Raw genomic sequence first — 22,226 nt, forward strand, 5'->3', positions numbered from 1 at the left:
CCATGGGACAGCGTACGCCTCTGTATGACCTGCACCTGGCGCTCGGCGCCAAGACGGTCGATTTTGGCGGTTGGGACATGCCCCTGCACTACGGCTCGCAAGTCGAGGAGCACCATCAGGTGCGCAGTGACTGCGGGGTCTTCGATGTCTCCCACATGACCGTCATCGACATCGATGGCTGTGCCGCCACCCCTTGGCTGCAACATCTGCTGGCCAATGACGTGACCCGCCTCGACACCCCCGGCAAGGCCCTCTACAGCCCGCTGCTGAACGCCGACGGCGGGGTGATCGACGACCTGATCGCCTACCGCACCGAGGACGGCTATCGCCTGGTGGCCAACGCGGCCACCCGCGACAAGGTGCAGGCCTGGCTGCAGGCGCATAGCGCCGGTTTTGCCATCAATTTCAAGCTGCGCCCGGAACTGGCGATCCTCGCCATCCAGGGCCCGCAAGCCCGCGAAAAGGTCGCAGCCCTGCTCAGCCCCGCACGCGCGGCCCTGATCCGCGAGCTGCGCCCGTTCGAAGGCGTTGCCGAAGGTGACTGGTTCATCGCCCGCACCGGCTACACCGGCGAAGACGGCCTGGAGATCATCCTGCCAGGCGCGCAGGCCCCGGCGTTCTTCAACGACCTGGTCGGTGCCGGCATTGCCCCGAGCGGCCTGGGTGCCCGCGACACCCTGCGCCTGGAGGCCGGCATGAACCTCTATGGCCAGGACATCGACGAAGCCCACACCCCGCTGACCTCCAACCTGGGCTGGAGCGTTGCCTGGGAGCCGGCCAGCCGCGACTTCATCGGCCGGGCCGGCCTGCTGGCGGAAATCGAGCAAGGTGTGCAGGAAAAACTGGTCGGCCTGGTGCTGGAAGAGCGTGGCGTACTGCGCGCCCACCAGGTGGTCCGTGTATCCGGGATTGGCGAAGGGGAGATCACCAGTGGTAGTTTCTCTCCTACGCTGAGCAAGTCCATTGCCCTGGCCCGCGTGCCCATTGCTACTGGCGAACGCGCCGAGGTGGAGATCCGCGGCAAGTGGTACCCGGTGCGGGTGGTCAAACCGACCTTCGTGCGCCACGGCAAGATCCTGATCTGACTAATTAAACGGCGGGCCAACCGCTGACCCAATCGAGGAATACAAGACTATGAGCCAAATCCCCGCCGAGCTGCGTTTTGCCGAAAGCCATGAATGGGCCCGCCTGGAAGCCGACGGCACAGTGACCGTTGGTATCAGTGACCATGCCCAGCAAGCCCTGGGTGACGTGGTGTTCGTCGAGCTGGCCGAAGTCGGCAAGGTGTTCGAAGCAGGCGACGCTGCCGGCGTGGTCGAGTCGGTGAAAGCTGCCTCCGACATCTACGCCCCGATCGGTGGCGAAGTGATCGCGGTCAACGAAGAGCTGGCCGACAGCCCGGAGCTGCTCAACGAAGAGCCCTACGCGTCCTGGATCTTCAAACTCAAGCCAAGCAACCCGGCCGAGCTGGACAAGCTGCTGGATGCCGCTGGCTACAAGGCTGCCATCGGCGAGTAACCTTGCCTCCCTTCGCGGCACAAGGCCGCTCCTACAGGCGAACGCGGTCCCTGTAGGAGCGGCCTTGTGCCGCGATAGGGCTGCGAAGCAGCCCCAGCTTTGTGCAAGTTTTCCCGCACCATCGCCGATCCCTTCCTAGACTTGTAAGTCTCCATGAGAACTGGTCCAGGAAGAGATCGTCGCCATGTCCCAGTCGCCGTCCCTGCATCAACTGCAAGTATCCAACTCATTCCTGAGTCGCCACCTGGGGCCCGATGCCCAGGAGCAGCAGGCCATGCTCGACGCCCTTGGCGTCGCCAGCCGCGGCGAACTGATCGAGCAGACCGTGCCGCCGGGCATCCGTTTCAACCGCCCGCTCGACCTGCCGCCAGCCCTCGATGAACAGGCCGCCCTGGCCAAGCTCGCAGGCTATGCCGCGCAGAACCAGCTGTGGACCAGCCTGATCGGCATGGGCTACCACGCCACCGTCACCCCCACCGTCATCCTGCGCAACGTGCTGGAGAACCCGGGTTGGTACACCGCCTACACGCCCTACCAGCCCGAGATCGCCCAGGGGCGCCTGGAAGCGCTGCTGAACTACCAGCAGATGGTGATCGACCTCACCGGCCTGGCCCTGGCCAACGCCTCGCTGCTGGACGAGGCCACTGCCGCCGCCGAGGCCATGGCCCTGGCCAAGCGCGTGGCGCGCAGCAAGAGCAACGCGTTCTTCGCCGACGAGCATTGCCATCCGCAAACCCTGTCGGTGCTCAAGACCCGCGCTGAAGGCTTCGGCTTCGACCTGATCATCGACTCTGTGGATAACCTCGCCAGCCACCAGGTGTTCGGCGCCTTGCTGCAATACCCCGACACCCACGGCGAAGTGCGTGACCTGCGCCCGCTGATCGACCAGTTGCACGGCCAACAGGCCCTGGCCTGCGTCGCGGCGGATATCCTCAGCCTGGTGGTGCTCACCCCGCCGGGCGAGCTGGGCGCCGACGTGGTGCTCGGTTCCACCCAGCGGTTTGGCGTGCCCATGGGCTTCGGTGGCCCACACGCGGCCTATTTCGCCTGCCGTGACGACTACAAGCGGGCCATGCCCGGGCGCATCATCGGGGTGTCCCGCGATGCCCGCGGCAACACTGCGCTGCGTATGGCCCTGCAAACCCGCGAGCAGCACATCCGTCGCGAGAAGGCCAACTCCAACATCTGCACCGCGCAGGTGCTGCTGGCCAACATTGCCAGCTGCTACGCCGTCTACCACGGCCCCGAGGGCCTGCAACGCATCGCCCAGCGGGTGCACCGGCTGACCTTCATTCTCGCCGCCGGGCTTCAAAGCAAAGGCATCAAGCGCCTCAACCAGCACTTCTTCGACACCCTCACGCTGGACGTCGGCGGCACCCAGGTGGCGATCATCGAAAGCGCCGAGGCTGCCCGCATCAACCTGCGCATCCTTGGCCGTGGGCATCTGGGCCTGAGCCTGGACGAAACCTGCGACGAAGCCACGGTGCTCAAGCTGTTCGACATCTTCCTTGGCGTCGACCACGGCCTGGACATCGCCACCCTGGACCAGCAAGCCCTGCCCGAGGGCATCCCCGGCGCCCTGGTGCGGCGCACGCCGATCCTGCAGCACCCGGTGTTCAACCTGCACCACAGCGAAACCGAGATGCTGCGCTACCTCAAGCAGCTGGAGAACAAGGACCTGGCGCTCAACCAGTCGATGATTCCGCTGGGCTCCTGCACCATGAAGCTCAACGCCACCAGCGAGATGATCCCGATCACCTGGCCCGAGTTCGCCCTGCCGCACCCGTTCGCCCCGGCCGCCCAGATGCTGGGTTACAAGGCGATGATCGACGAGCTGGAAAGCTGGTTGTGCGCCATCACCGGTTTCGACGCCATCTGCATGCAGCCCAACTCCGGCGCCCAGGGCGAGTACGCGGGGCTGATGGCGATCACCCGCTACCACCAGAGCCGTCACCAACCCAAGCGCACCCTGTGCCTGATTCCGTCCTCGGCCCACGGCACCAACCCGGCTTCGGCGCAGATGGCCGGCATGGAGGTGGTGATCGTCGAGTGCGACGAGCAGGGCAACGTCGACCTCGACGACCTCAAGGCCAAGGCCCAGGCCGCCGGCGAACGGCTTTCCTGCCTGATGATCACCTACCCCTCGACCCATGGCGTGTATGAGGAGGGCATCCGCGAGATCTGCGAGGTGATCCATCAGCACGGCGGCCAGGTGTACATGGATGGCGCCAACCTCAACGCCCAGGTGGGGCTGGCGCGCCCGGCCGACATCGGCGCCGACGTCTCGCACATGAACCTGCACAAGACCTTCTGTATCCCCCATGGCGGCGGTGGCCCGGGCATGGGGCCGATCGGCATCCGGGCGCACCTCAAGCCGTTCGTTGCCAGCCACCCGGTTGTGCCGGTGCCTGGGCTGGACCCGAACAACACGGCGGTGAGTGCTGCGCCGTGGGGCAGCGCAAGCATCCTGCCGATCAGCTGGATGTACATCGCCATGATGGGGGCACAGCTGGCCGATGCCAGTGAGGTGGCGATCCTGTCGGCCAACTACCTGGCCAGCCAGTTGCGCGATGCCTTCCCGGTGCTCTACAGCGGGCGCAACCAGCGGGTGGCCCACGAGTGCATCCTCGATTTGCGCCCGCTCAAGGCGCTGACCGGCATCAGCGAGGAGGACGTGGCCAAGCGCCTGATGGACTACGGATTCCATGCCCCGACCATGTCGTTCCCGGTGCCGGGCACCTTGATGGTCGAGCCCACCGAGAGCGAGTCGAAGGCCGAGCTGGACCGCTTCGTCGAGGCGATGCTGGCGATCCGCGCCGAGATCGCGCAGGTGCAGGACGGCAACTGGCCCGCCGAGGACAACCCGCTCAAGCATGCCCCGCACACCCTGGCCGACGTGCTGGCGCCGTGGAACCGGCCCTACAGCATCGAACAGGGCATCGCCCCCAGCGCTCACGCGCGCCAGCATAAATACTGGCCGGCGGTGAACCGGGTCGACAACGTGTATGGGGACCGGAACCTGTTCTGTTCGTGTGTGCCGGTGGAGGCGTACCGATAAAGGAACTGTGCCCTGTAAATAGGCAGCGAGCCCTCCAGGAGAGCGATCCGCTCACCCGGGCGGTTTGCTGCTGGCCGTCGCTCGGTGACTTGTCGTGTTTATGAATAGGCATGATAAGTTATGGCGCATAGCAATGCGCCGATAGCTATGAGGAGTTCGCCGATGAGAAGTTGATATTTTAGGGGTTTGGGAAAATTATCTATTTCTTCTTTTTTTATTTTCCCAAGGCGGATGTGCAAATTTTTTATCGGCCAGTGCAATAAGCTTGCGATGGTGCCGGTTATCAGGAATTTCCCCCAAAGCCCAAACATACTCCATATAGCGCTTTCAAACCTTAGCCATTCACTGCTTTTCAGGGCTGAGAGCATAATTTCCAGATTTTTGGTCCATGCCAGGCGAGTAATGATGAAAAGCCCTGTTAGCAGGATCACGCAAGGGGTAAGGGCAATGAAAAGCTTCCAGGACTTCGAGGATGATGCCAATTCAACAAGTAGGCTCATGTTGTAGTCAATCCGAGTACAGGGATTCAAAAAGGACATCGCCGGTGATTTCTCCCGCCGCCATTCCGCCCATGCTTCCTGCCAAGGCTGCTGCGCCAGTTACGGCTATGAAGCAGACAGTTGCACTAACCGGGCCAAGGCTAAGGCACGCCGCCCCTGTTACATATTTTGCCTAGGCGCGCTCGGTGATTTGTCGTGTTTATGAATAGGCATGATAAGTGATGGCGCATAGTAGTGCGCCGGCAGCCATGAGGAGTTCGCCGATGAAAAGTTGGTATTTCAGAGACTTTGGGAAGTTGTCTATTTCTTCTTTTTTTATTTTTCCAAGGCGGATATGCATATGCTTGGTCGGCCAATGCAATAAGCCGGCGATGGAGCCGGTTATCATTAATTTCCCCCAAGCCCCGAACATGCACCATAAAGCGCTTTGAAGCCTTAGCCAATCACTGCTTTTCAAGGCTGAGAGCATGATGTTCAGATTTTTGGTCCATGCCAGGCGAGCAATGATGAAAAGCCCAGTTAGCAGGATCACACACGGGGTAAGGGCAATGAAAAGTTTCCAGGATTTCGAGGATGACGCCAATTCAACAAGTAGGCTCATGTTGTAGTCACTCCAAGTCCAGGGATTCAAAAAGGACATCGCCGATGTTTTCTCCCACCACCATTCCACCCATGCTCCCTACTAGGGTTGTTGCGCCAGTTACGGCTAGGACGCAGACAGTCGCACTGACCGGGCCAAGGCTAAGGCACGCCCCGGCTACAGCGTTTGCGAAAATGCCGCCAGCCGTACCGCCTGCAAGGCCGCCTGCAAAATTTCCAGACTCAGTGAAACGAATTTTTTTACAGGCTTTCGTTTCGCCGGCTCGGCATGCCTCTTGGATTTTCAAAAGCGATGAAGAACCACCAAGGATAATCCCTACGCTCCCTCCATATTTCAGGTAATTGGACATTTTTGCCAATTTGTCCAAGTGGGTCGAGTAACCCGGAATTTGTCCCGGCCCGCCGGCCTTGCTCCAGTGATGGACCAGGCTTCTGCTTGATATACCAAGGTCTCTACGCAAGGCGTCATGGCTGCCAAGGTCCATATGCTTGTTGAGAAAGGTGATCTTTAACTGTGCATCCAGTTTTTTGAAGAGCTCCTTGCGCGCACTGAAGAACTCCGAGCTTTTCAGATGGCCGTGCTTCGTGAATTGTTGCTGATGCAAGTGCTCTATACCGCGCAATGTGCCCTGCAACTCCTCAAGTGATCTGGCCATCATCGTCTGGACAACGCCCATCGATAAGCTTGTATCTGCGAGCAGGCCTGCAATATCGCTCTGGTGGCGCATCATGAAATCCGCCTCCTCGGCGTTCATTTCAGTCAGTGCCTCCCGTGCCCTCTGCGCTGCGGCCATCAACTCGGCCTCTTCGCGGGTGCAGGCATGGCTATTGTCCGGGTCGCCGATGACGAAGATCTCTCCGGCCTTGAAGCCTTGAGCGAAGGTGGGGTTCAGCCGTTGCAAGCGGGCGACTGGCAGCGAGCCGCGCACCTCGAACAGGCGCATGAGCAACTGAGGGAACGAGGTGCTGCGTTGCACTATGTGAAACCCAGGTTCAAGGCCGCCGGGGGCTGCCGAAGCCATGGGCGATGTGGCGCGAGCAAAGGCCTGTGGCTGGGGTGGAGCGTTGCGACGCAAGCTATCGGAGGTGGGCAGGTGTGCCGAATTCGCCAGTGCCGCGACTTGCTGGTTCATTGGAGCCAAGACGTAGTTGCTACCTGCTGGGCACCCGCATTTTACGGGGGTGCCATCTACAGCGACGGGGATGCCATCCTGAAGCCAGCGTGACTCGCCATCGACGATCGTGCCTTGCTTGCCGCACCGCGGACATGGCGTGGTACGGTCACCCTCGAGTAGCCAGCGGCGGCCATGGAAAGTACCGCGTGCCTGGCCAGCGATACAGGTGGCATCAGTACTGGTGAGATCGCCGTCCAGGCCTTGGCCTTTACCGAAGATGTTCATGCGCTGGCTCATGCTGCTGCTTCCTTGTGAGTGGAAGCCGGACGCTAGCAGCCTGGGAACTGTCTTTTTTCAGCTCAGGAGAGTTAGAGAAAGGTCCTACGGCATTTGACGATTTGTATGGCGCTGCCGCATGGAAATAGGGCGCTTCGAAGCGGCATTTGAGCTTTGTATGGTGCCCGGAACCTGTTCTGTTCGTGCGTGCCGGTGGAGGCGTATCGCTGAAGTTGCCCCGCCCTGTGGAAGCAGCAATTTTGTGTTGCTTGTACTGGCCTCATCGCTGGCAAGCCAGCTCCCACAAGGTTTGCCCATGGCCTGGGCTGATGCGGTCGGAGTGGGAGCCGGCTTGCCGGCGATTGGGCTACACAGCAGCCTCCTGGATCACTCGGCTACGGCATTCTTGGCCAGGATCGCGTTGGCCAGTTCCATGTCGCTGGCCTGCACGCCTGGGTTGTCGGCGCGAACCTGGTTGATGGCAGCTTCCAGGAACGGCCCGCGAATCGCACCGTCACTGGCAACGAAGCTGCCGGCGTCATCCTGGGCGGCGACGATCAGCTTGTGGTCCTTGAAGGTCAGGTAGGTCGAGGCAGTGGTGGCACCCGAGGAGATGACGTTACGCCAGAACGTGTCGGCCATGGCGGAGCCAATGGGCAGCGCGAACAGGACGGTGGCTGCGATGGCTGTTTTGAAACGCATGATGAATCACCTCGGTCTTTGAGGGCTGTTTGAGATGCCCGTTGGATCATGCCTGCCCAGGCCAAGTTCCCGTTCACACAGGGGATTTATCACTTATCCACAGACCCGCAGCACCTCCTCCAGGGTGGTCAGGCCCTGCTCGACGCGGTCCTGGCCGCAGCGTTGCAGGTCACGCAGGCCGTCGGCCTGTGCCTGCCGGCGCAGGGCGGCCAGGTCGGCGCCCGGGGTGATCCGTTCACGCAGGCTGGCGCTGACCCTGAGCAACTCGAACAAGCCTGTGCGGCCCTGGAAACCGCTGCCCCGGCATTGACGGCAGGCCTGCTCCTGCTGGGCGCTGTCGCGGCAGGCCGGGCACAGTGTGCGCACCAGGCGCTGGGCCAGCACGCCGATCAGCGTGGCCTTGATCAGGTAGTCGGCCACACCCAGTTCCTGCAGGCGGGTAATGGCAGCGCAGGCATCGTTGGTGTGCAGGGTGGACAGCACCAGGTGCCCGGTCAGCGCCGCTTGCACGGCCACCTGCGCGGTCTCGGGGTCACGGATCTCACCGATCATGATGATGTCCGGGTCCTGGCGCAGCAGGGCGCGCACGCCGTCGGCAAAGTTCAAGTCCAGGCCCGGCTGGACCTGCAGCTGGTTGATGGTGGGTTCCAGGCGTTCGATGGGGTCCTCGATGCTGCACAGGTTCACCTGGGGTGTGGCCAGGTGCCTGAGGCTGGCATACAGCGTACTGGTCTTGCCCGAGCCGGTGGGCCCGGTGACCAACAGGATGCCCTGGCGCTGTTGCAACAGCGCCTGCCACTGCTGCAGCAGCGAGCCACCCAGCCCCAGGCGTTCGAGGGTGTCATGCCGTTGCCGGGGGTCGAACAGGCGCAGCACCAGCTTCTCGCCGAACGGCGTGGGCAGGGTGGATAGCCGCAACTCGATGTCCGCCCCACCCGGTAGACGGCTTTTAAGCCGGCCATCCTGGGGCCGGCGTTTCTCCGCCACGTTCATCCGCCCCAGGTGTTTCAGGCGGCTGACCATGGCCAGCGCAACCGCCGCCGGGAAGGCGTAGACCGCGTGCAGCAGGCCGTCGATGCGCAGGCGCAGGTGGCCCTGCGCCTGGCGCGGCTCCAGGTGGATGTCGCTGGCGCCTTGTTCGATGGCGTACTGCAGCATCCAGTCGACGATGTGCACGATGTGGGCGTCGTCGGCACTGGCTTGAGCATGGCTGGCGCCCAGCTCCAGCAGCTGCTCCAGTTCGCCCAGGCGCGGCGACTGCTGCTGCCCGGCACCGTGCACCGAGTGGGCCAGGTCGTAGAAGGTCGTCGCCAGCTGGCGCAGTTGCCTGGGGCTGGCCAGCACCCGGCGTACCTGCTTGCCAAGGCTCAGGGCAAGGTCGGCTTCCCACTCGCGCTGGTAGGGCTGGGCGCTGGCCACGGTAATGCTGCTTTCGTCCATGGCCACCGCAAGGATGCCGTGGCGCTGGGCGAATGCCGCAGAGACCAGGTTGCCGAGGCGCGCCAGGTCGATCTGTAGCGGGTCGATGTGCAGGAACGGCTGGCCAGCCTGATGCGCCAGCCAGCGGCAGAGGCTATCCAGCCCGAGGGCCTGGCCTGGGTGCAGTGGGTCTGGCAGGGCCAGGCCGGCAATCAGTTCCAGAGGATGGTCGGCGGGGTGGGACCTTGCCCGTTCCAGTGCCTGCAGGGCATCGCCGGCGGTGATCCGCTGCTCGGCCAGCAGGGCGTCGAGCAGGCGGTTGAGGTCGAGGTCATGGCTATCCTTGGCGAGCATGGCGGCGTCCTGGCCAGGTGATCGAAGGCCTGGAAAGGCTAGACCGGGTGGCCCACCCGCGGTGCGGCAAAGGATTTCCGGATCTTGCCGCCGGCGGCCTTCAGCTGACTGCCGCGTGCGCCAGGCGCGGCAGGTTATGCAGGCTGACGTCGGCAACGCAGACCAGGTTGCGCAACTTTTGCGCGATCACTTCGGCGCGGTGCCAGCTCAGGCCGCCGATCCCGATCTGCACGTCGAGCAGGTCGTCGCACTGGCTCACCTGCACGCTGTGCGGGGTGAGAAATTGCAGCGCGAACAGGTTCAGCACTCGGCACAAGGTGTCCGGCTCGGCTTCGGCCTGCAGGTGGTAGTGCACGGTGCTGTGCGCGGCCGTGGCGGCCCAGGCGTCGGTGCGGGGCGAAGTGAGGGGGCGTTCGAGTGCGTTCATGCTGGGTCTCCGCGAAAGTGCAGAAATTCTTGCACGTTCGGCGGGGCATATTTTCGCTATGATTCGGCCATTTACGGTTTTGACGAATTAGTTAATTCGTTTTATGGCGCGTTGGAGAATCAATCATGCAAAGCGAACTGGACGCCTATGACCGGCGCATTCTCGAGGTGCTGCAGGCGGACGCTTCACTGTCCAGTGCGCAGGTCGCCGAGCGCGTGGGCCTGTCGCAATCGCCCTGCTGGCGCCGTATTCAGCGTCTGAAAGAGGAGGGGGTGATCCGCGGCCAGGTGACCTTGCTGGATCGCAAGAAGGTGGGGCTGAATACGCAGATCTTCGCCGAGGTGAAGCTCAATGCCCACGGCCGCTCGAACTTCGCCGAGTTCACCGAGGCGATCCGCGGCTTCCCCGAGGTGCTGGAGTGCTACGTGCTGATGGGCTCGGTGGATTTCCTGCTGCGTATAGTCACCCCGGACATCGAAGCCTACGAACGGTTCTTCTTCGAAAAGCTGTCGAATGTGCCGGGGATCCAGGAGGTCAATTCGATCGTGGCCTTGTCCGAGATCAAGTCCACGACCAGCCTGCCCTTAACGCGCTGAGGGCGATTTGAGCAGGTACTTCCAGGCGCGGTTCTGTTCGATGGCACGGGCTTGCTCGATGCGTGCTTCCAGCAGCTCGTCCTTGTGCTCATCGACCAGCGCTTGCTCGGCCAGCTCATGCAGCTTGTTCAGCTCACCGTACAGGCGGTCCTGCTGGGGCAGGTCGAGCACCTGGCGGGCATGGTGCATCCAGGCCTGTACCGACTCGATGCGCGGCAGCTGCTCGGCCAGGTCTTCCGGGCGCTGCACGTACAGCGGCAGCTTGAGGGCGCGGGCTTCTTCGCCGAGCAAGTGCTGCAGCCAGCTGGCCAGTTGCGCCTTGCCCTGGCGTTCGCCACGGCCTTTGCGTTCGACGGTCCAGGCACGGGCGCTCAGCCAGCGCGCGGTCTGCAGGGAGAACTGGCCCCAGCGCGGGTCTTCCAGCTCTTCGGTGAACTGCTCGGGCGCGGCGCGGCGGATGTCTTCGTCCTCGTTGCCGGCCAGCACCAGCGGGCGCCAGTCTTCCAGCAGGGCGTCTAGGCTGGCGCGCAGCTCGCGGGTGGCAGCGCGCGGCGCGGCCTGACCAAGGCTGCCAGTGAGTGCGCGCAGTTCGGCCAGGCAGCGCACCCAGTCCTGCAGCAGGCGCCAGTGGCCGGTGTGGCGGTACTGCTCGGCCAGGCGCTGGCTGCTGCCGAGCAATTGCCAGGCAAGGGCGGCGAAGGCGTCGTCCACCGGCATTTCGGCATCCAGCTCGGCGCTCGGCAGGTCCAGCTCGTAGCTGCCTTCGTCGAGCAGGCGGTAGCCGCGTTCGGCCTTGCTGATGTCACAGGGCATCAGTGGCAGCGTGGCGGCCAGTTCGGCGGCCAGCTCCAGCAGCGCTTCGGGCGCGCCTTCGCGCAGCTCGAGCTCCAGCTCGCAGATGGCTTCCTTGCGTTTGCCGGCGATCACGAAGCCTTGGTCCAGCGCAGCTTCGATCACCACCTTGGCCTTGCCACGGCCCCAGGAAATCTCCGCGTACTCGCGGGTGAAGTCGGTGGTGAACAGCGGCTTGATGGTTTTCTTGTCGAGCTCGGCCAGTTGCTCGGGCCAGCAGCTGGCGTCGAGCTTCTTCAGGTCGAGCTTGACCTTGTCCAGCTGCCACTCGTGCTCGTTGCGCTCGGACAGGCCGGCCACGCTCTGGCCGCGGCACTTGAGGGTCTGGATGATCACCTCGCCGTCACGGCGCAGGCGCAGGGCGACCCGGGCGGCGGACAGCTCACGCTCGGGGGTGTCGAAATACTGATTGAGCAGTTCGCGGGTCTGCCAGCCGGACTTGTTGCGCTTTTTCAGCAGCGGGTGCTCGCGCAGGGCGGCAAGGGTCTCGGGGCTGGCGCGGAGTTTGAGTTCGGTTTCTGTGTGCATCGCGGGCTCGGAAGGAGGGGCATCGTGGCGGGCAGTCTACAGCACTTACGTCATGAATCATCGTGGGAGCGGGCTTGCCCCGCGATAGATGGCACCGGCTGCGCCGGTATCGCGGGGCAAGCCCGCTCCCACGAAGGATGATCGAATTGCTTTGTCAGGCATCTGCATTGCTATGATGCCCCCATGCTTTTGAGGAGTCCGCGCATGCCGTTGCCGTCGCTGAAAGACCAGTTCGCCGCCCTGATCGCCGCCCCGTCGGTCAGTTGCACCCAGCCTGCGCTGGACCAGTCCAACCGCCCGGTCATCGACCTGCTGGCCGGTTGGCTGGGCGACCTGGGCTTCAAATGCGAGATCCAGCAGGTCACCCCTGGCAAGTTCAACCTGCTGGCCAGCCGCGGCACCGGCCCGGGCGGGCTGGTGCTGGCGGGGCACAGCGATACCGTGCCCTACGATCCGCAGCTGTGGAAAAGCGACCCACTCAAGCTGACCGAGGTCGATGGCCGCTGGGTCGGGCTGGGCAGCTGCGACATGAAGGGCTTCTTCGCCCTGGTCATCGACGCGGTGATTCCGCTGTTGGAACACGACTTCAAGCAACCGCTGCTGATCCTCGCCACCTGCGACGAGGAGAGCTCGATGTCCGGCGCCCGTGCCCTGGCAGAAGCCGGCCAGCCGCTCGGCCGCGCGGCGGTGATCGGCGAGCCCACCGGGCTCAAGCCGATCCGCATGCACAAGGGCATCCTCATGGACCGCATCGACATCCTTGGGCGCAGCGGCCATTCGTCGGACCCGTCCCTCGGCCACAGCGCCCTGGAGGCCATGCATGCGGTGATGGGCGAGTTGATGAGCCTGCGCCGCGGCTGGCAGGAAAAGTACCGCAATCCCCAGTTCACGGTGCCCACGCCAACCCTGAATTTCGGCTGCATCCACGGCGGCGACAACCCCAACCGGATCTGTGGCCAGTGCGCGCTGGAGTTCGACCTGCGCCCGCTGCCGGGCATGGATGTCGAGCAGCTGCGCGCGGCCATTCGCGGCAAACTGGCGCCGCTGGCCGAGCGCCACGAGGTGCGCATCGACTACGCGCCGCTGTTCCCCGAGGTGCCGCCCTTCGAGCAGGCCGCCGACTGCGAACTGGTGCAACTGGCCGAACGCCTGACCGGCCATCGCGCCGAAGCGGTGGCCTTTGGCACCGAAGCGCCTTATCTTCAGCAGCTCGGCTGCCAGACCATCGTGCTCGGCCCAGGCGACATCGCCTGCGCCCACCAGCCTGGCGAGTACCTGGAAATGTCACGTATCGAGCCTACCGTGCGTCTATTGCGTGACCTGATCCGGCACTATTGCCTGAGCTAAACGTCCATTGAGCTGATTCGTTCCTGCCTAGAGGAGACCGCGCGTGACCGCAAGCCTGTTCCGACGATGACTTTCGAACGTTGTGCGCCTTTTCGTTCTCCGTTCACTTATCCACAGGCCTCGTCATGCCCGATTACGTCAACTGGCTGCGCCATGCTTCTCCCTACATCAACGCCCACCGCGACTGCACCTTCGTGGTCATGCTCCCGGGCGATGGTGTGGAACACCCGAACTTCGGCAATATCGTCCACGACCTGGTGCTGTTGCACAGCCTAGGCGTGCGGCTGGTGCTGGTGCACGGCTCGCGCCCGCAGATCGAAAGCCGCCTGGCCGCCCGCGGCCTGACCCCGCACTATCACCATGGCTTGCGGATCACCGACGCGGCCACCCTCGACTGCGTGATCGATGCGGTCGGCGCCCTGCGCCTGGCCATCGAGGCGCGCCTGTCGATGGACATGGCGGCGTCGCCGATGCAGGGCTCGCGCCTGCGCGTGGCTTCCGGCAACCTGGTCACCGCGCGGCCGATCGGCGTGCTGGAGGGGGTCGATTACCACCACACCGGCGAAGTGCGCCGGGTCGACCGCAAGGGCATCAACCGCCTGCTCGACGAGCGCTCCATCGTGCTGCTGTCGCCGCTGGGCTACTCGCCGACCGGCGAGATCTTCAACCTGGCCTGCGAAGACGTGGCCACCCGCGCCGCGATCGAGCTGGGTGCCGACAAGCTGCTGCTGTTCGGCGCCGAACCCGGCCTGCTGGATGAGAAGGGGCAACTGGTACGCGAACTGCGCCCGCAACACATTGCGCCGCACCTGCAGCGCCTGGGCAGCGATTACCAGGCGGAATTGCTGGACGCGGCCGCCGAGGCCTGCAAGGGCGGGGTGGCGCGCAGTCATATCGTCAGCTACGCCGAAGATGGTGCGCTGCTGACCGAGCTGTTCACCCGCGGTGGCGGCGGCACGCTGGTGTCCCAGGAGCAGTTCGAAGTGGTGCGCGAGGCGACCATCGACGATGTCGGTGGCCTGCTGGACCTCATCAGCCCGCTGGAAGAGCAGGGCATCCTGGTGCGCCGTTCGCGCGAGGTGCTGGAGCGGGAGATCGAGCAGTTCAGCGTGGTCGAGCGCGAGGGCATGATCATCGCCTGTGCGGCGCTGTACCCGATTGCCGATTCCGAGGCGGGGGAGCTGGCGTGCCTGGCGGTGAACCCGGAGTACCGGCATGGCGGGCGTGGCGACGAGTTGCTCGAACGCATCGAAGCGCGGGCTCGGCAGTTGGGGTTGAAAACCTTGTTCGTGCTGACGACCCGGACCGCCCACTGGTTCCGCGAGCGTGGCTTTGCGCCCTGTGGCGTGGAGCAGTTGCCGGCGGCGCGGGCGTCGCTGTACAACTTCCAGCGTAATTCGAAGATTTTCGAGAAGCCGCTCTGACGACATCGCGGGGCAAGCCCGCTCCCACGTCGAACAGCGTGGGAGCGGGCTTGCCCCGCGATGCGATCCTGAAACAAAACGCCGCCCCTGAGGGCGGCGTTTTCGTTTACACGGTATGCAGATACCAGTTGTACTCGAGGTCGGAGATCGAATGCTCGAACTCCTCCAGCTCGCTCTCCTTGCACGCGACGAAGATGTCGATGTACTTCGGATCGATGTACTTGTTGAGGATCTCGCTGTCGTCCAGCTCGCGCAGGGCATCGCGCAGGTTGTTCGGCAGGCTCTGCTCCAGCTGCTCGTACGAGTTGCCTTCGATCGGCTCACCCGGTTCGACCTTGTTGGTCAGGCCGTGGTGCACGCCGGCCAGCACGGCCGCCATCATCAGGTACGGGTTGGCATCGGCACCGGCGACGCGGTGTTCGATGCGCACCGAGTCCGGCGAACCTGTAGGTACACGCAGGGCCACGGTGCGGTTGTCCAGGCCCCAGCTCGGCGCGTTGGGCACGTAGAACTGCGCGCCGAAGCGGCGGTACGAGTTGACGTTGGGGCAGAGGAACGCCATCGAGGCGGGCAGGGTCTCGAGCACACCGCCGACAGCGTGACGTAGCGCGGCGTTCTGCTCGGGATCCTCGCTGGTGAAGATGTTGTTGCCATCTTTGTCCAGCACGGAGATGTGTACATGCAGGCCGTTGCCTGCCTGGCCCGGGTAGGGCTTGGCCATGAAGGTGGTGTCCATTTCATGGTCGTAGGCGATGTTCTTGATCAGCCGCTTGAGCAGCACCGCGTAGTCACAGGCCTTGAGCGGGTCGGCAACGTGATGCAGGTTGACTTCGAACTGTGCCGGGGCGCTTTCCTTGACGATCGCGTCGGCCGGGATGCCCTGCTCTTTCGCGCCTTCGAGGATGTCCTGCAGGCAGTCGGCGTATTCGTCGAGGTCGTCGATCAGGTACACCTGGGTCGACTGCGGGCGCTTGCCCGAAATCGGCGAGCGTGGCGGCTGCGGGCGGCCGTTCACGTTCTCCTGGTCGATCAGGTAGAACTCCAGCTCGAACGCGGCGCAGATGGTCAGGCCCATGTCGGTGAACTTGCTCACCACCTGGCGCAACACTTCACGCGGGTCGGCGAAGAACGGCTCGCCTTCGAGTTCGTGCATGGTCATCAGCAATTGCGCGGTAGGGCGCTTCTGCCATGGCTCGTTGCACAGGGTGTCGGGGATCGGGTAGCAGATGCGGTCGGCATCGCCGATGTCCAGACCGAGGCCCGTGCTTTCGACGGTCGAACCGTTGATGTCGAGGGCGAAGAGGGAGGCCGGCAGGTTGATGCCTTTCTCGTAAACCTTGTGCAGGCTCGTGCGCTCGATGCGCTTGCCACGAACCACACCATTCATATCTGCAATCAGAAGGTCAACGTAGAGAACCTCAGGATGTTCCTTAAGGAACGCGTTCGCTTCGTTAAGCTGAACGGCACGCGGGGGTACCGACATGATGCAACACCTTTGTTGTTAAAAATATCAATCAAGGGGGGCTTGCAACCCCAGTCAATCGGAAAGACCGGGTTAAGTCAAGCCAGCCCCATGATGCCCTGAAATGGCACGTCTACGGCAGATTTGCTGCATATCGGGGCGTGCCATTATCCGCTATTTTCGTGCTGAGGGGTTATCCAGAGCGGGCCGTGTTTTATTTTTTACGGAAGAGTTGTGTAAAAAAATGAACAAGGCTAAGCTCGGTCACAACCCAAAACACAATAATACGAGGGTCACATGGTCCGCCTGTCGAGACCTGCCAGCACCGCATGCACGGTGCGCTCAGGTACATCTCCCGGTTACCGTCCGATCATTGCACGCCTGCAACAGTGGGTGGCCGCAGTGGCCGCAATAATTGACGGTTCGCACAAAAAAACCATGCCTCGTAATGCGTTATTGCACGTCTTCCTTTCTATCTGCCCTTTGCTTTCACCACGGAGCCACTCTTATGGAGTGTATCCACTGGCGTCCTGCGCGCAGGTTTTTGCTTTAGCCAGGCACTCCATCCAGAATCAAGGCGCGGGCCTGTCCAGGCCCCTCGGCGCTGTGTGCGCCGACTTTGACCGACGCCTGGCGTCAATGGCTGCCGGTTCCCTGCAACCGGGCCACATTACCTCCTGAGGTATTTATGAGTAACAACCTCGACCAGCTCACCGATTGGTTGAAAGAGCACAAGATCACCGAAGTGGAATGCCTGATCAGCGACCTGACCGGCATCACCCGCGGCAAGATCTCGCCCACCAACAAGTTCATCGCCGAAAAAGGCATGCGCCTGCCCGAGAGCGTGCTGCTGCAGACCGTGACCGGCGATTACGTCGACGACGACATCTATTACGAACTGCTCGACCCGGCCGACATCGACATGATCTGCCGCCCCGACGAGAACGCGGTGTTTCTCGTGCCATGGGCCATCGAGCCGACCGCCCAGGTGATCCACGACACCTACGACAAGAAGGGCAACCCGGTCGAACTGTCGCCGCGCAACGTGCTCAAGAAAGTCCTCAAGCTCTACGCCGACAAGGGCTGGCAGCCGATCGTCGCGCCAGAGATGGAGTTCTACCTGACCAAGCGCAGCGAAGACCCGGACTTCCCGCTGCAGCCGCCGGTAGGCCGCTCCGGCCGCCCGGAAACCGGCCGCCAGTCGTTCTCGATCGAGGCCGCCAACGAATTCGACCCGCTGTTCGAGGACGTCTATGACTGGTGCGAACTGCAGCAGCTCGACCTCGACACCCTGATCCACGAAGACGGCACCGCGCAGATGGAAATCAACTTCCGTCACGGCGACGCCCTGCACCTGGCCGACCAGATCCTGGTGTTCAAGCGCACCATGCGCGAGGCGGCGCTCAAGCACAACGTGGCCGCCACCTTCATGGCCAAGCCGATGACCGGCGAGCCGGGCAGTGCCATGCACCTGCACCAGAGCGTGGTCGATGCCGCCACCGGCAAGAACATCTTCTCCAATGCCGATGGCAGCATGAGCGAGCTGTTCCTCAACCACATCGGCGGCCTGCAGAAGTTCATCCCCGAGGCGCTGCCGCTGTTCGCCCCCAACGTCAACTCGTTCCGCCGCTTCCTGCCGGACACCTCGGCGCCGGTGAACGTCGAGTGGGGTGAAGAGAACCGCACCGTCGGCTTGCGCGTACCGGATGCCGGCCCGCAGAACCGCCGCGTCGAGAACCGCCTGCCGGGCGCCGACGCCAACCCGTACCTGGCCATCGCCGCCAGCCTGCTGTGCGGCTACATCGGCATGGTCGAAGGCATCCAGGCCAGCGCGCCGGTACAGGGGCGTGGCTACGAGCGCCGTAACCTGCGCCTGCCGCTGACCATCGAGGATGCCCTCGAACGCATGGAAATCAGCCGGGCACTGGAGCAGTACCTGGGCAAGAAATTCATTGCCGGCTACGTCGCCACCAAGCGCGCCGAGCATGAAAACTTCAAGCGCGTCATCAGCTCCTGGGAGCGAGAGTTCCTGCTGTTTGCTGTGTGATCAACCCTGAGGCCGCCTGGGCGCGGCCACCGGACCATGGAGAAGCACATGAGCGTCAACAACCCGCAAACCCGTGAATGGCAGACCCTGAGCGGCGAGCACCACCTTGCACCTTTCAGCGACTACAAGCAGCTGAAGGAGAAGGGGCCGCGCATCATCACCAAGGCGCAGGGCGTGCATTTGTGGGACAGCGAGGGCCACAAGATCCTCGACGGCATGGCCGGCCTGTGGTGCGTGGCGGTGGGCTATGGCCGTGAAGAACTGGTGCAGGCGGCAGAAAAGCAGATGCGCGAGCTGCCGTACTACAACCTGTTCTTCCAGACCGCCCACCCGCCCGCGCTGGAGCTGGCCAAGGCGATCACCGACGTGGCGCCCGAGGGCATGACCCATGTGTTCTTCACCGGCTCCGGCTCCGAAGGCAACGACACCGTGCTGCGCATGGTCCGCCACTACTGGGCGCTCAAGGGCAAGCCGCACAAGCAGACCATCATCAGCCGCATCAACGGCTACCACGGCTCCACCTTCGCCGGCGCGTGCCTGGGCGGCATGAGCGGCATGCACGAGCAGGGCGGCCTGCCGATCCCAGGCATCGTGCACATTCCTCAGCCGTACTGGTTCGGCGAGGGCGGCGACATGAGCCCCGACGACTTCGGCGTGTGGGCTGCCGAGCAGCTTGAGAAAAAGATTCTGGAGGTGGGCGAAGACAACGTCGCCGCCTTCATCGCCGAGCCGATCCAGGGCGCCGGCGGCGTGATCATCCCGCCTGAGACCTACTGGCCGAAGGTCAAGGAGATCCTGGCGAAGTACGACATCCTGTTCGTCGCCGACGAAGTGATCTGTGGTTTCGGCCGCACCGGCGAGTGGTTCGGCTCCGACTACTACGACCTTGCGCCCGACCTGATGACCATCGCCAAGGGCCTGACCTCCGGTTACATCCCCATGGGCGGTGTGATCGTGCGTGACAAGGTGGCCAAGGTGATCAGCGAAGGTGGCGACTTCAACCACGGCTTCACCTATTCCGGCCACCCGGTGGCGGCCGCTGTGGGCCTGGAAAACCTGCGCATCCTGCGCGACGAGCACATCGTCGAGAAGGCGCGCACGGAAGTGGCACCCTACTTGCAAAAACGACTGCGTGAGCTGCAGGACCACCCACTGGTGGGCGAAGTGCGCGGCCTGGGCCTGCTCGGCGCGATCGAGCTGGTCAAGGACAAGGCCACCCGCAGCCGTTACGAGGGCAAGGGCGTGGGCATGGTCTGCCGCAACTTCTGCTTCGAAAACGGCCTGATCATGCGCGCCGTGGGCGACACCATGATCATCGCCCCGCCGCTGGTGATTACCCATGCCGAGGTGGACGAACTGGTGGAGAAGGCGCGCAAGTGCCTGGATTTGACGTACGAAGCGATCAAATGACGGTCTGCTAGGCTGGCGAGGTGACATTAAGTCATTACAAGGCTCTGGTTGTGTTGAAACAGCGCCTTGTAACTTGCCAGACTAACGGCTGTTTCAGTCGCCCAGCGCGTGCACCGTGGGCCCTGGCTGCTGAACAGATGGCTTGATAATAAATTCTGGAGCATTACGCATGAAGAAATTGGGCAAGACGCTGCTGGCCGCCGCCCTGATGGGTGCCGTGGCGACCGCTGTTCAGGCTGATGACAAAGTGCTGCACGTCTACAACTGGTCGGACTACATCGCCCCGGACACCGTGGCCAACTTCGAGAAGCAGACCGGCATCAAGGTCGTCTACGACGTCTTCGACAGCAACGAAACCCTCGAAGCCAAGCTGCTGGCGGGCAAGTCGGGCTACGACATCGTCGTGCCGTCCAACAACTTCCTGGCCAAGCAGATCAAGGCTGGCGTCTACCAGGAGCTGGACCGTTCCAAGCTGCCCAACTGGAAAAACCTCGACCCGGCCCTGCTCAAGGCCGTCGGCGACGCCAGCGACCCGGGCAACAAGTTCGCCTTCCCGTACATGTGGGGCTCCATCGGCATCGGCTACAACCCGGAGAAGGTCAAGGCCGCGCTGGGCGTGGACAAGATCGACTCGTGGGACGCCGTGTTCAAGCCTGAGAACATCGCCAAGCTCAAGAGCTGCGGCGTGAGCTTCCTCGATGCACCGACCGAGATGATCCCGGCCGCGCTGCACTACCTGGGCAAGCCAAGCGACAGCACCAAGAAAGAAGACCTGAAGGCTGCCGAAGACCTGTTCCTCAAGATCCGCCCTTCGATCACCTACTTCCACTCCTCCAAGTACATCTCCGACCTGGCCAACGGCAACATCTGCGTGGCCGTGGGTTACTCGGGTGACCTGGAGCAGTCCAAGGCCCGTGCCCACGAGGCCGGCGACAAGGTCAAGCTGAGCTACACCATTCCTAAGGAAGGTGCCGGCACCTTCTACGACATGGTTGCCATTCCGAAGGACGCCGAGAACGTCGAAGCGGCCTACAAGTTCATGGACTACCTGCTGCAACCGGAAGTGATGGCCGGCATTACCAATGCCGTGCGCTTCCCGAACGGCAACCAGGCGGCCACCCAGTTCGTGGACAAGGACATCACCAGCGACCCGGCCATCTACCCGTCCGATGAAGTGAAGGCACAGTTGTACGCCATCAAGGCGCCGGAGAAGTCTGCCCAGCGCGACATCACCCGTAGCTGGACCAAGATCAAGTCGGGCAAGTAAGCCCGATGCGGGACCCTCTGGGCCGGGCCTTTGCGGCCCAGAGGCAGCTTTAGGCAAATAAGTTTGCGGCATCGAAGCCGTGAAGGTAAGTTGCGCGCCGGTTTTGCGTGAGCGGCCAGGTTTTCCGCCCGCAAAGGCACTGATTGTAAGGAGCCCCCACTTGTCTATTTCTGTATTGCGCAAGGCCTTGATGGCTGGAGCGGGCCTGACGCTGGCTTGCAGCGTCCAAGCGGCGCCCACGGTGCATATCTACAACTGGTCCGACTACATCGGGCCGACCACCCTCGCGGATTTCGAGAAAGAAACCGGTATCAAGCCGGTGCAGGACGTGTTCGATTCCAACGAAACCCTGGAAGGCAAACTGCTGGCCGGCAAGACCGGCTATGACGTAGTCGTGCCGTCCAACCATTTCCTCGGCAAGCAGATCAAGGCGGGCGCGTTCCAGAAGCTCGACAAGGGTCTGCTGCCCAACTATGCCAATCTCGACCCGGTGCTGATGAAGCGCCTCGAGAAAAACGACCCGGGCAACCAGTACGCCGTGCCCTACCTGTGGGGTACCAACGGCATCGGCTACAACGTCGAGAAGGTCAAGGCGGTGCTGGGCACCGACAAGATCGATTCCTGGGCCGTGCTGTTCGAACCCGAGAACATGAAGAAGCTCAGCAAGTGCGGCGTGGCCTTCCTCGACTCGGCCGACGAGATGCTCCCGGCGGTGCTCAACTACATGGGCCTGAGCCCCAACAGCACCGACCCTGAAGACTACAAGAAGGCCGAGGCCAAGCTGTTGGCCGTGCGCCCCTACGTGACCTACTTCCACTCTTCGAAATACATCACCGACCTGGCCAACGGCGACATCTGCGTCGCGGCAGGCTTCTCCGGTGATGTGTTCCAGGCCAAGGCCCGCGCTGCTGAAGCGAAGAAGGGCGTGAACCTGGCCTACGCAATCCCGAAAGAAGGCGGCAACCTCTGGTTCGATGTGCTGGCGATCCCCAAGGACGCCAAGAACCTCAAAGAGGCCCACGCCTTCATCAACTATTTGCTGAAGCCTGAGGTTATTGCCCAGGTCAGTGATTACGTCGGTTACGCCAACCCGAACCCCAAGGCTGGCGACCTGATGGACCAGGCCGTGAGGACTGACGCCGCGGTTTACCCACCGCAGGAAGTGCTGGACAAGATGTTCGTCAACGCAGAGTTGCCACCCAAGGTGCAGCGCCTGATGACCCGCAGCTGGACCAAGGTCAAGTCGGGCAAGTAACAACAATCCAGGCCCGCCACGGCCCCTGTAGCAACAGGCCGTGTGGGCATATAAATCTTGTTGGGAGTT

General features: G+C 63.0%; 18 protein-coding genes. 10 read left to right on the forward strand and 8 right to left on the reverse strand.

What is annotated here, in order from left to right:
* Positions 1-2: 2 nt before the first annotated feature.
* The 3 genes from gcvT to gcvP all read left to right on the forward strand — a co-directional run bounded on the left by gcvT (position 3) and on the right by gcvP (position 4,576).
* Positions 3-1,085 carry a glycine cleavage system aminomethyltransferase GcvT gene (gene gcvT, locus EJA05_RS01075; protein WP_125462180.1) on the forward strand — a complete coding sequence of 361 codons (1,083 nt, stop codon included), beginning with the start codon at positions 3-5 and terminating at the stop codon, positions 1,083-1,085.
* A gap of 49 nt (positions 1,086-1,134) precedes the next feature.
* Complete coding sequence (gene gcvH, locus EJA05_RS01080) at positions 1,135-1,518, forward strand: glycine cleavage system protein GcvH (RefSeq protein WP_125857083.1); 384 nt, start codon at positions 1,135-1,137, stop codon at positions 1,516-1,518.
* Positions 1,519-1,702: 184 nt separating this feature from the next.
* Positions 1,703-4,576, forward strand: coding sequence for an aminomethyl-transferring glycine dehydrogenase (gcvP, locus tag EJA05_RS01085; RefSeq protein ID WP_125857084.1), 2,874 nt, complete (start codon positions 1,703-1,705; stop codon positions 4,574-4,576).
* Between the two features lie 98 nt (positions 4,577-4,674).
* Here gcvP and EJA05_RS01090 read toward each other — a convergent pair whose 3' ends face one another.
* The 6 genes from EJA05_RS01090 to EJA05_RS01115 all read right to left on the reverse strand — a co-directional run bounded on the left by EJA05_RS01090 (position 4,675) and on the right by EJA05_RS01115 (position 9,969).
* On the reverse strand, positions 4,675-5,076 hold the full coding sequence (locus tag EJA05_RS01090; RefSeq protein ID WP_125857085.1) for a hypothetical protein: 402 nt from the start codon (positions 5,074-5,076) through the stop codon (positions 4,675-4,677).
* A gap of 199 nt (positions 5,077-5,275) precedes the next feature.
* Positions 5,276-5,677 (reverse strand): hypothetical protein, encoded by a 402-nt coding sequence (locus tag EJA05_RS01095; protein ID WP_125462183.1) that lies wholly within the window; start codon positions 5,675-5,677, stop codon positions 5,276-5,278.
* A 7-nt stretch (positions 5,678-5,684) separates the two neighbouring features.
* Positions 5,685-7,088: a PAAR domain-containing protein gene (locus EJA05_RS01100; RefSeq protein ID WP_125857086.1), complete on the reverse strand. Its 1,404-nt coding sequence runs from the start codon at positions 7,086-7,088 to the stop codon at positions 5,685-5,687.
* Positions 7,089-7,454: 366 nt separating this feature from the next.
* The gene (locus tag EJA05_RS01105) at positions 7,455-7,769 is read right to left on the reverse strand and encodes a DUF2388 domain-containing protein (RefSeq protein ID WP_125462185.1); all 315 of its coding nucleotides are present in this window, start codon (positions 7,767-7,769) and stop codon (positions 7,455-7,457) included.
* 93 nt (positions 7,770-7,862) lie between these two features.
* Positions 7,863-9,542 (reverse strand): GspE/PulE family protein, encoded by a 1,680-nt coding sequence (locus tag EJA05_RS01110; RefSeq protein WP_125857087.1) that lies wholly within the window; start codon positions 9,540-9,542, stop codon positions 7,863-7,865.
* A gap of 100 nt (positions 9,543-9,642) precedes the next feature.
* Positions 9,643-9,969 carry a hypothetical protein gene (locus tag EJA05_RS01115; RefSeq protein WP_125462187.1) on the reverse strand — a complete coding sequence of 109 codons (327 nt, stop codon included), beginning with the start codon at positions 9,967-9,969 and terminating at the stop codon, positions 9,643-9,645.
* 125 nt (positions 9,970-10,094) lie between these two features.
* Here EJA05_RS01115 and EJA05_RS01120 point away from each other — a divergent pair, with 125 nt between their 5' ends.
* Positions 10,095-10,565 carry an Lrp/AsnC family transcriptional regulator gene (locus tag EJA05_RS01120; RefSeq protein ID WP_110992159.1) on the forward strand — a complete coding sequence of 157 codons (471 nt, stop codon included), beginning with the start codon at positions 10,095-10,097 and terminating at the stop codon, positions 10,563-10,565.
* Here EJA05_RS01120 and EJA05_RS01125 read toward each other — a convergent pair.
* Complete coding sequence (locus EJA05_RS01125) at positions 10,554-11,945, reverse strand: CYTH domain-containing protein (RefSeq protein ID WP_125857088.1); 1,392 nt, start codon at positions 11,943-11,945, stop codon at positions 10,554-10,556. The genes EJA05_RS01120 and EJA05_RS01125 overlap by 12 nt on opposite strands.
* Before the next feature lie 204 nt (positions 11,946-12,149).
* Between EJA05_RS01125 and argE the strand changes: the two genes are divergently transcribed.
* Positions 12,150-13,292 (forward strand): acetylornithine deacetylase, encoded by a 1,143-nt coding sequence (gene argE, locus EJA05_RS01130; protein ID WP_125857089.1) that lies wholly within the window; start codon positions 12,150-12,152, stop codon positions 13,290-13,292.
* A 125-nt stretch (positions 13,293-13,417) separates the two neighbouring features.
* Positions 13,418-14,716: an amino-acid N-acetyltransferase gene (gene argA / locus EJA05_RS01135; RefSeq protein WP_125462190.1), complete on the forward strand. Its 1,299-nt coding sequence runs from the start codon at positions 13,418-13,420 to the stop codon at positions 14,714-14,716.
* 106 nt (positions 14,717-14,822) lie between these two features.
* On the opposite strand, the gene EJA05_RS01140 is transcribed toward argA, so the two are convergent.
* Complete coding sequence (locus tag EJA05_RS01140) at positions 14,823-16,199, reverse strand: glutamine synthetase family protein (RefSeq protein ID WP_110992163.1); 1,377 nt, start codon at positions 16,197-16,199, stop codon at positions 14,823-14,825.
* A 667-nt stretch (positions 16,200-16,866) separates the two neighbouring features.
* Here EJA05_RS01140 and EJA05_RS01145 point away from each other — a divergent pair.
* The 4 genes from EJA05_RS01145 (at position 16,867) to EJA05_RS01160 (ending at position 22,157) form a co-directional block, all read left to right on the forward strand.
* On the forward strand, positions 16,867-18,225 hold the full coding sequence (locus tag EJA05_RS01145; RefSeq protein WP_125462192.1) for a glutamine synthetase family protein: 1,359 nt from the start codon (positions 16,867-16,869) through the stop codon (positions 18,223-18,225).
* A gap of 48 nt (positions 18,226-18,273) precedes the next feature.
* A complete protein-coding gene (locus EJA05_RS01150; RefSeq protein ID WP_125857090.1) occupies positions 18,274-19,635 on the forward strand; it encodes an aspartate aminotransferase family protein in 1,362 nt (453 codons plus the stop codon).
* A gap of 169 nt (positions 19,636-19,804) precedes the next feature.
* The gene (locus EJA05_RS01155) at positions 19,805-20,902 is read left to right on the forward strand and encodes a polyamine ABC transporter substrate-binding protein (RefSeq protein WP_125857091.1); all 1,098 of its coding nucleotides are present in this window, start codon (positions 19,805-19,807) and stop codon (positions 20,900-20,902) included.
* A 160-nt stretch (positions 20,903-21,062) separates the two neighbouring features.
* The gene (locus EJA05_RS01160; RefSeq protein WP_125462195.1) at positions 21,063-22,157 is read left to right on the forward strand and encodes a polyamine ABC transporter substrate-binding protein; all 1,095 of its coding nucleotides are present in this window, start codon (positions 21,063-21,065) and stop codon (positions 22,155-22,157) included.
* Positions 22,158-22,226 lie beyond the last annotated feature (69 nt).

The organism is Pseudomonas oryziphila (assembly GCF_003940825.1).
Classification (GTDB): Bacteria; Pseudomonadota; Gammaproteobacteria; order Pseudomonadales; family Pseudomonadaceae; genus Aquipseudomonas; species Aquipseudomonas sichuanensis.

What these genes read in the sequence shown, in the direction of transcription:
- EJA05_RS01155 (WP_125857091.1), top strand. Translation starts at nt 19,805, where the DNA reads ATGAAGAAATTGGGCAAGACGCTGCTGGCCGCCGCCCTGATGGGTGCC.
- EJA05_RS01120 (WP_110992159.1), top strand. Translation starts at nt 10,095, where the DNA reads ATGCAAAGCGAACTGGACGCCTATGACCGGCGCATTCTCGAGGTGCTG.
- EJA05_RS01140 (WP_110992163.1), bottom strand. Translation starts at nt 16,199, where the DNA reads ATGTCGGTACCCCCGCGTGCCGTTCAGCTTAACGAAGCGAACGCGTTC.
- gcvP (WP_125857084.1), top strand. Translation starts at nt 1,703, where the DNA reads ATGTCCCAGTCGCCGTCCCTGCATCAACTGCAAGTATCCAACTCATTC.
- argE (WP_125857089.1), top strand. Translation starts at nt 12,150, where the DNA reads ATGCCGTTGCCGTCGCTGAAAGACCAGTTCGCCGCCCTGATCGCCGCC.
- gcvT (WP_125462180.1), top strand. Translation starts at nt 3, where the DNA reads ATGGGACAGCGTACGCCTCTGTATGACCTGCACCTGGCGCTCGGCGCC.
- argA (WP_125462190.1), top strand. Translation starts at nt 13,418, where the DNA reads ATGCCCGATTACGTCAACTGGCTGCGCCATGCTTCTCCCTACATCAAC.
- EJA05_RS01150 (WP_125857090.1), top strand. Translation starts at nt 18,274, where the DNA reads ATGAGCGTCAACAACCCGCAAACCCGTGAATGGCAGACCCTGAGCGGC.
- EJA05_RS01100 (WP_125857086.1), bottom strand. Translation starts at nt 7,088, where the DNA reads ATGAGCCAGCGCATGAACATCTTCGGTAAAGGCCAAGGCCTGGACGGC.
- EJA05_RS01110 (WP_125857087.1), bottom strand. Translation starts at nt 9,542, where the DNA reads ATGCTCGCCAAGGATAGCCATGACCTCGACCTCAACCGCCTGCTCGAC.
- gcvH (WP_125857083.1), top strand. Translation starts at nt 1,135, where the DNA reads ATGAGCCAAATCCCCGCCGAGCTGCGTTTTGCCGAAAGCCATGAATGG.
- EJA05_RS01090 (WP_125857085.1), bottom strand. Translation starts at nt 5,076, where the DNA reads ATGAGCCTACTTGTTGAATTGGCATCATCCTCGAAGTCCTGGAAGCTT.
- EJA05_RS01105 (WP_125462185.1), bottom strand. Translation starts at nt 7,769, where the DNA reads ATGCGTTTCAAAACAGCCATCGCAGCCACCGTCCTGTTCGCGCTGCCC.
- EJA05_RS01095 (WP_125462183.1), bottom strand. Translation starts at nt 5,677, where the DNA reads ATGAGCCTACTTGTTGAATTGGCGTCATCCTCGAAATCCTGGAAACTT.
- EJA05_RS01145 (WP_125462192.1), top strand. Translation starts at nt 16,867, where the DNA reads ATGAGTAACAACCTCGACCAGCTCACCGATTGGTTGAAAGAGCACAAG.
- EJA05_RS01115 (WP_125462187.1), bottom strand. Translation starts at nt 9,969, where the DNA reads ATGAACGCACTCGAACGCCCCCTCACTTCGCCCCGCACCGACGCCTGG.
- EJA05_RS01125 (WP_125857088.1), bottom strand. Translation starts at nt 11,945, where the DNA reads ATGCACACAGAAACCGAACTCAAACTCCGCGCCAGCCCCGAGACCCTT.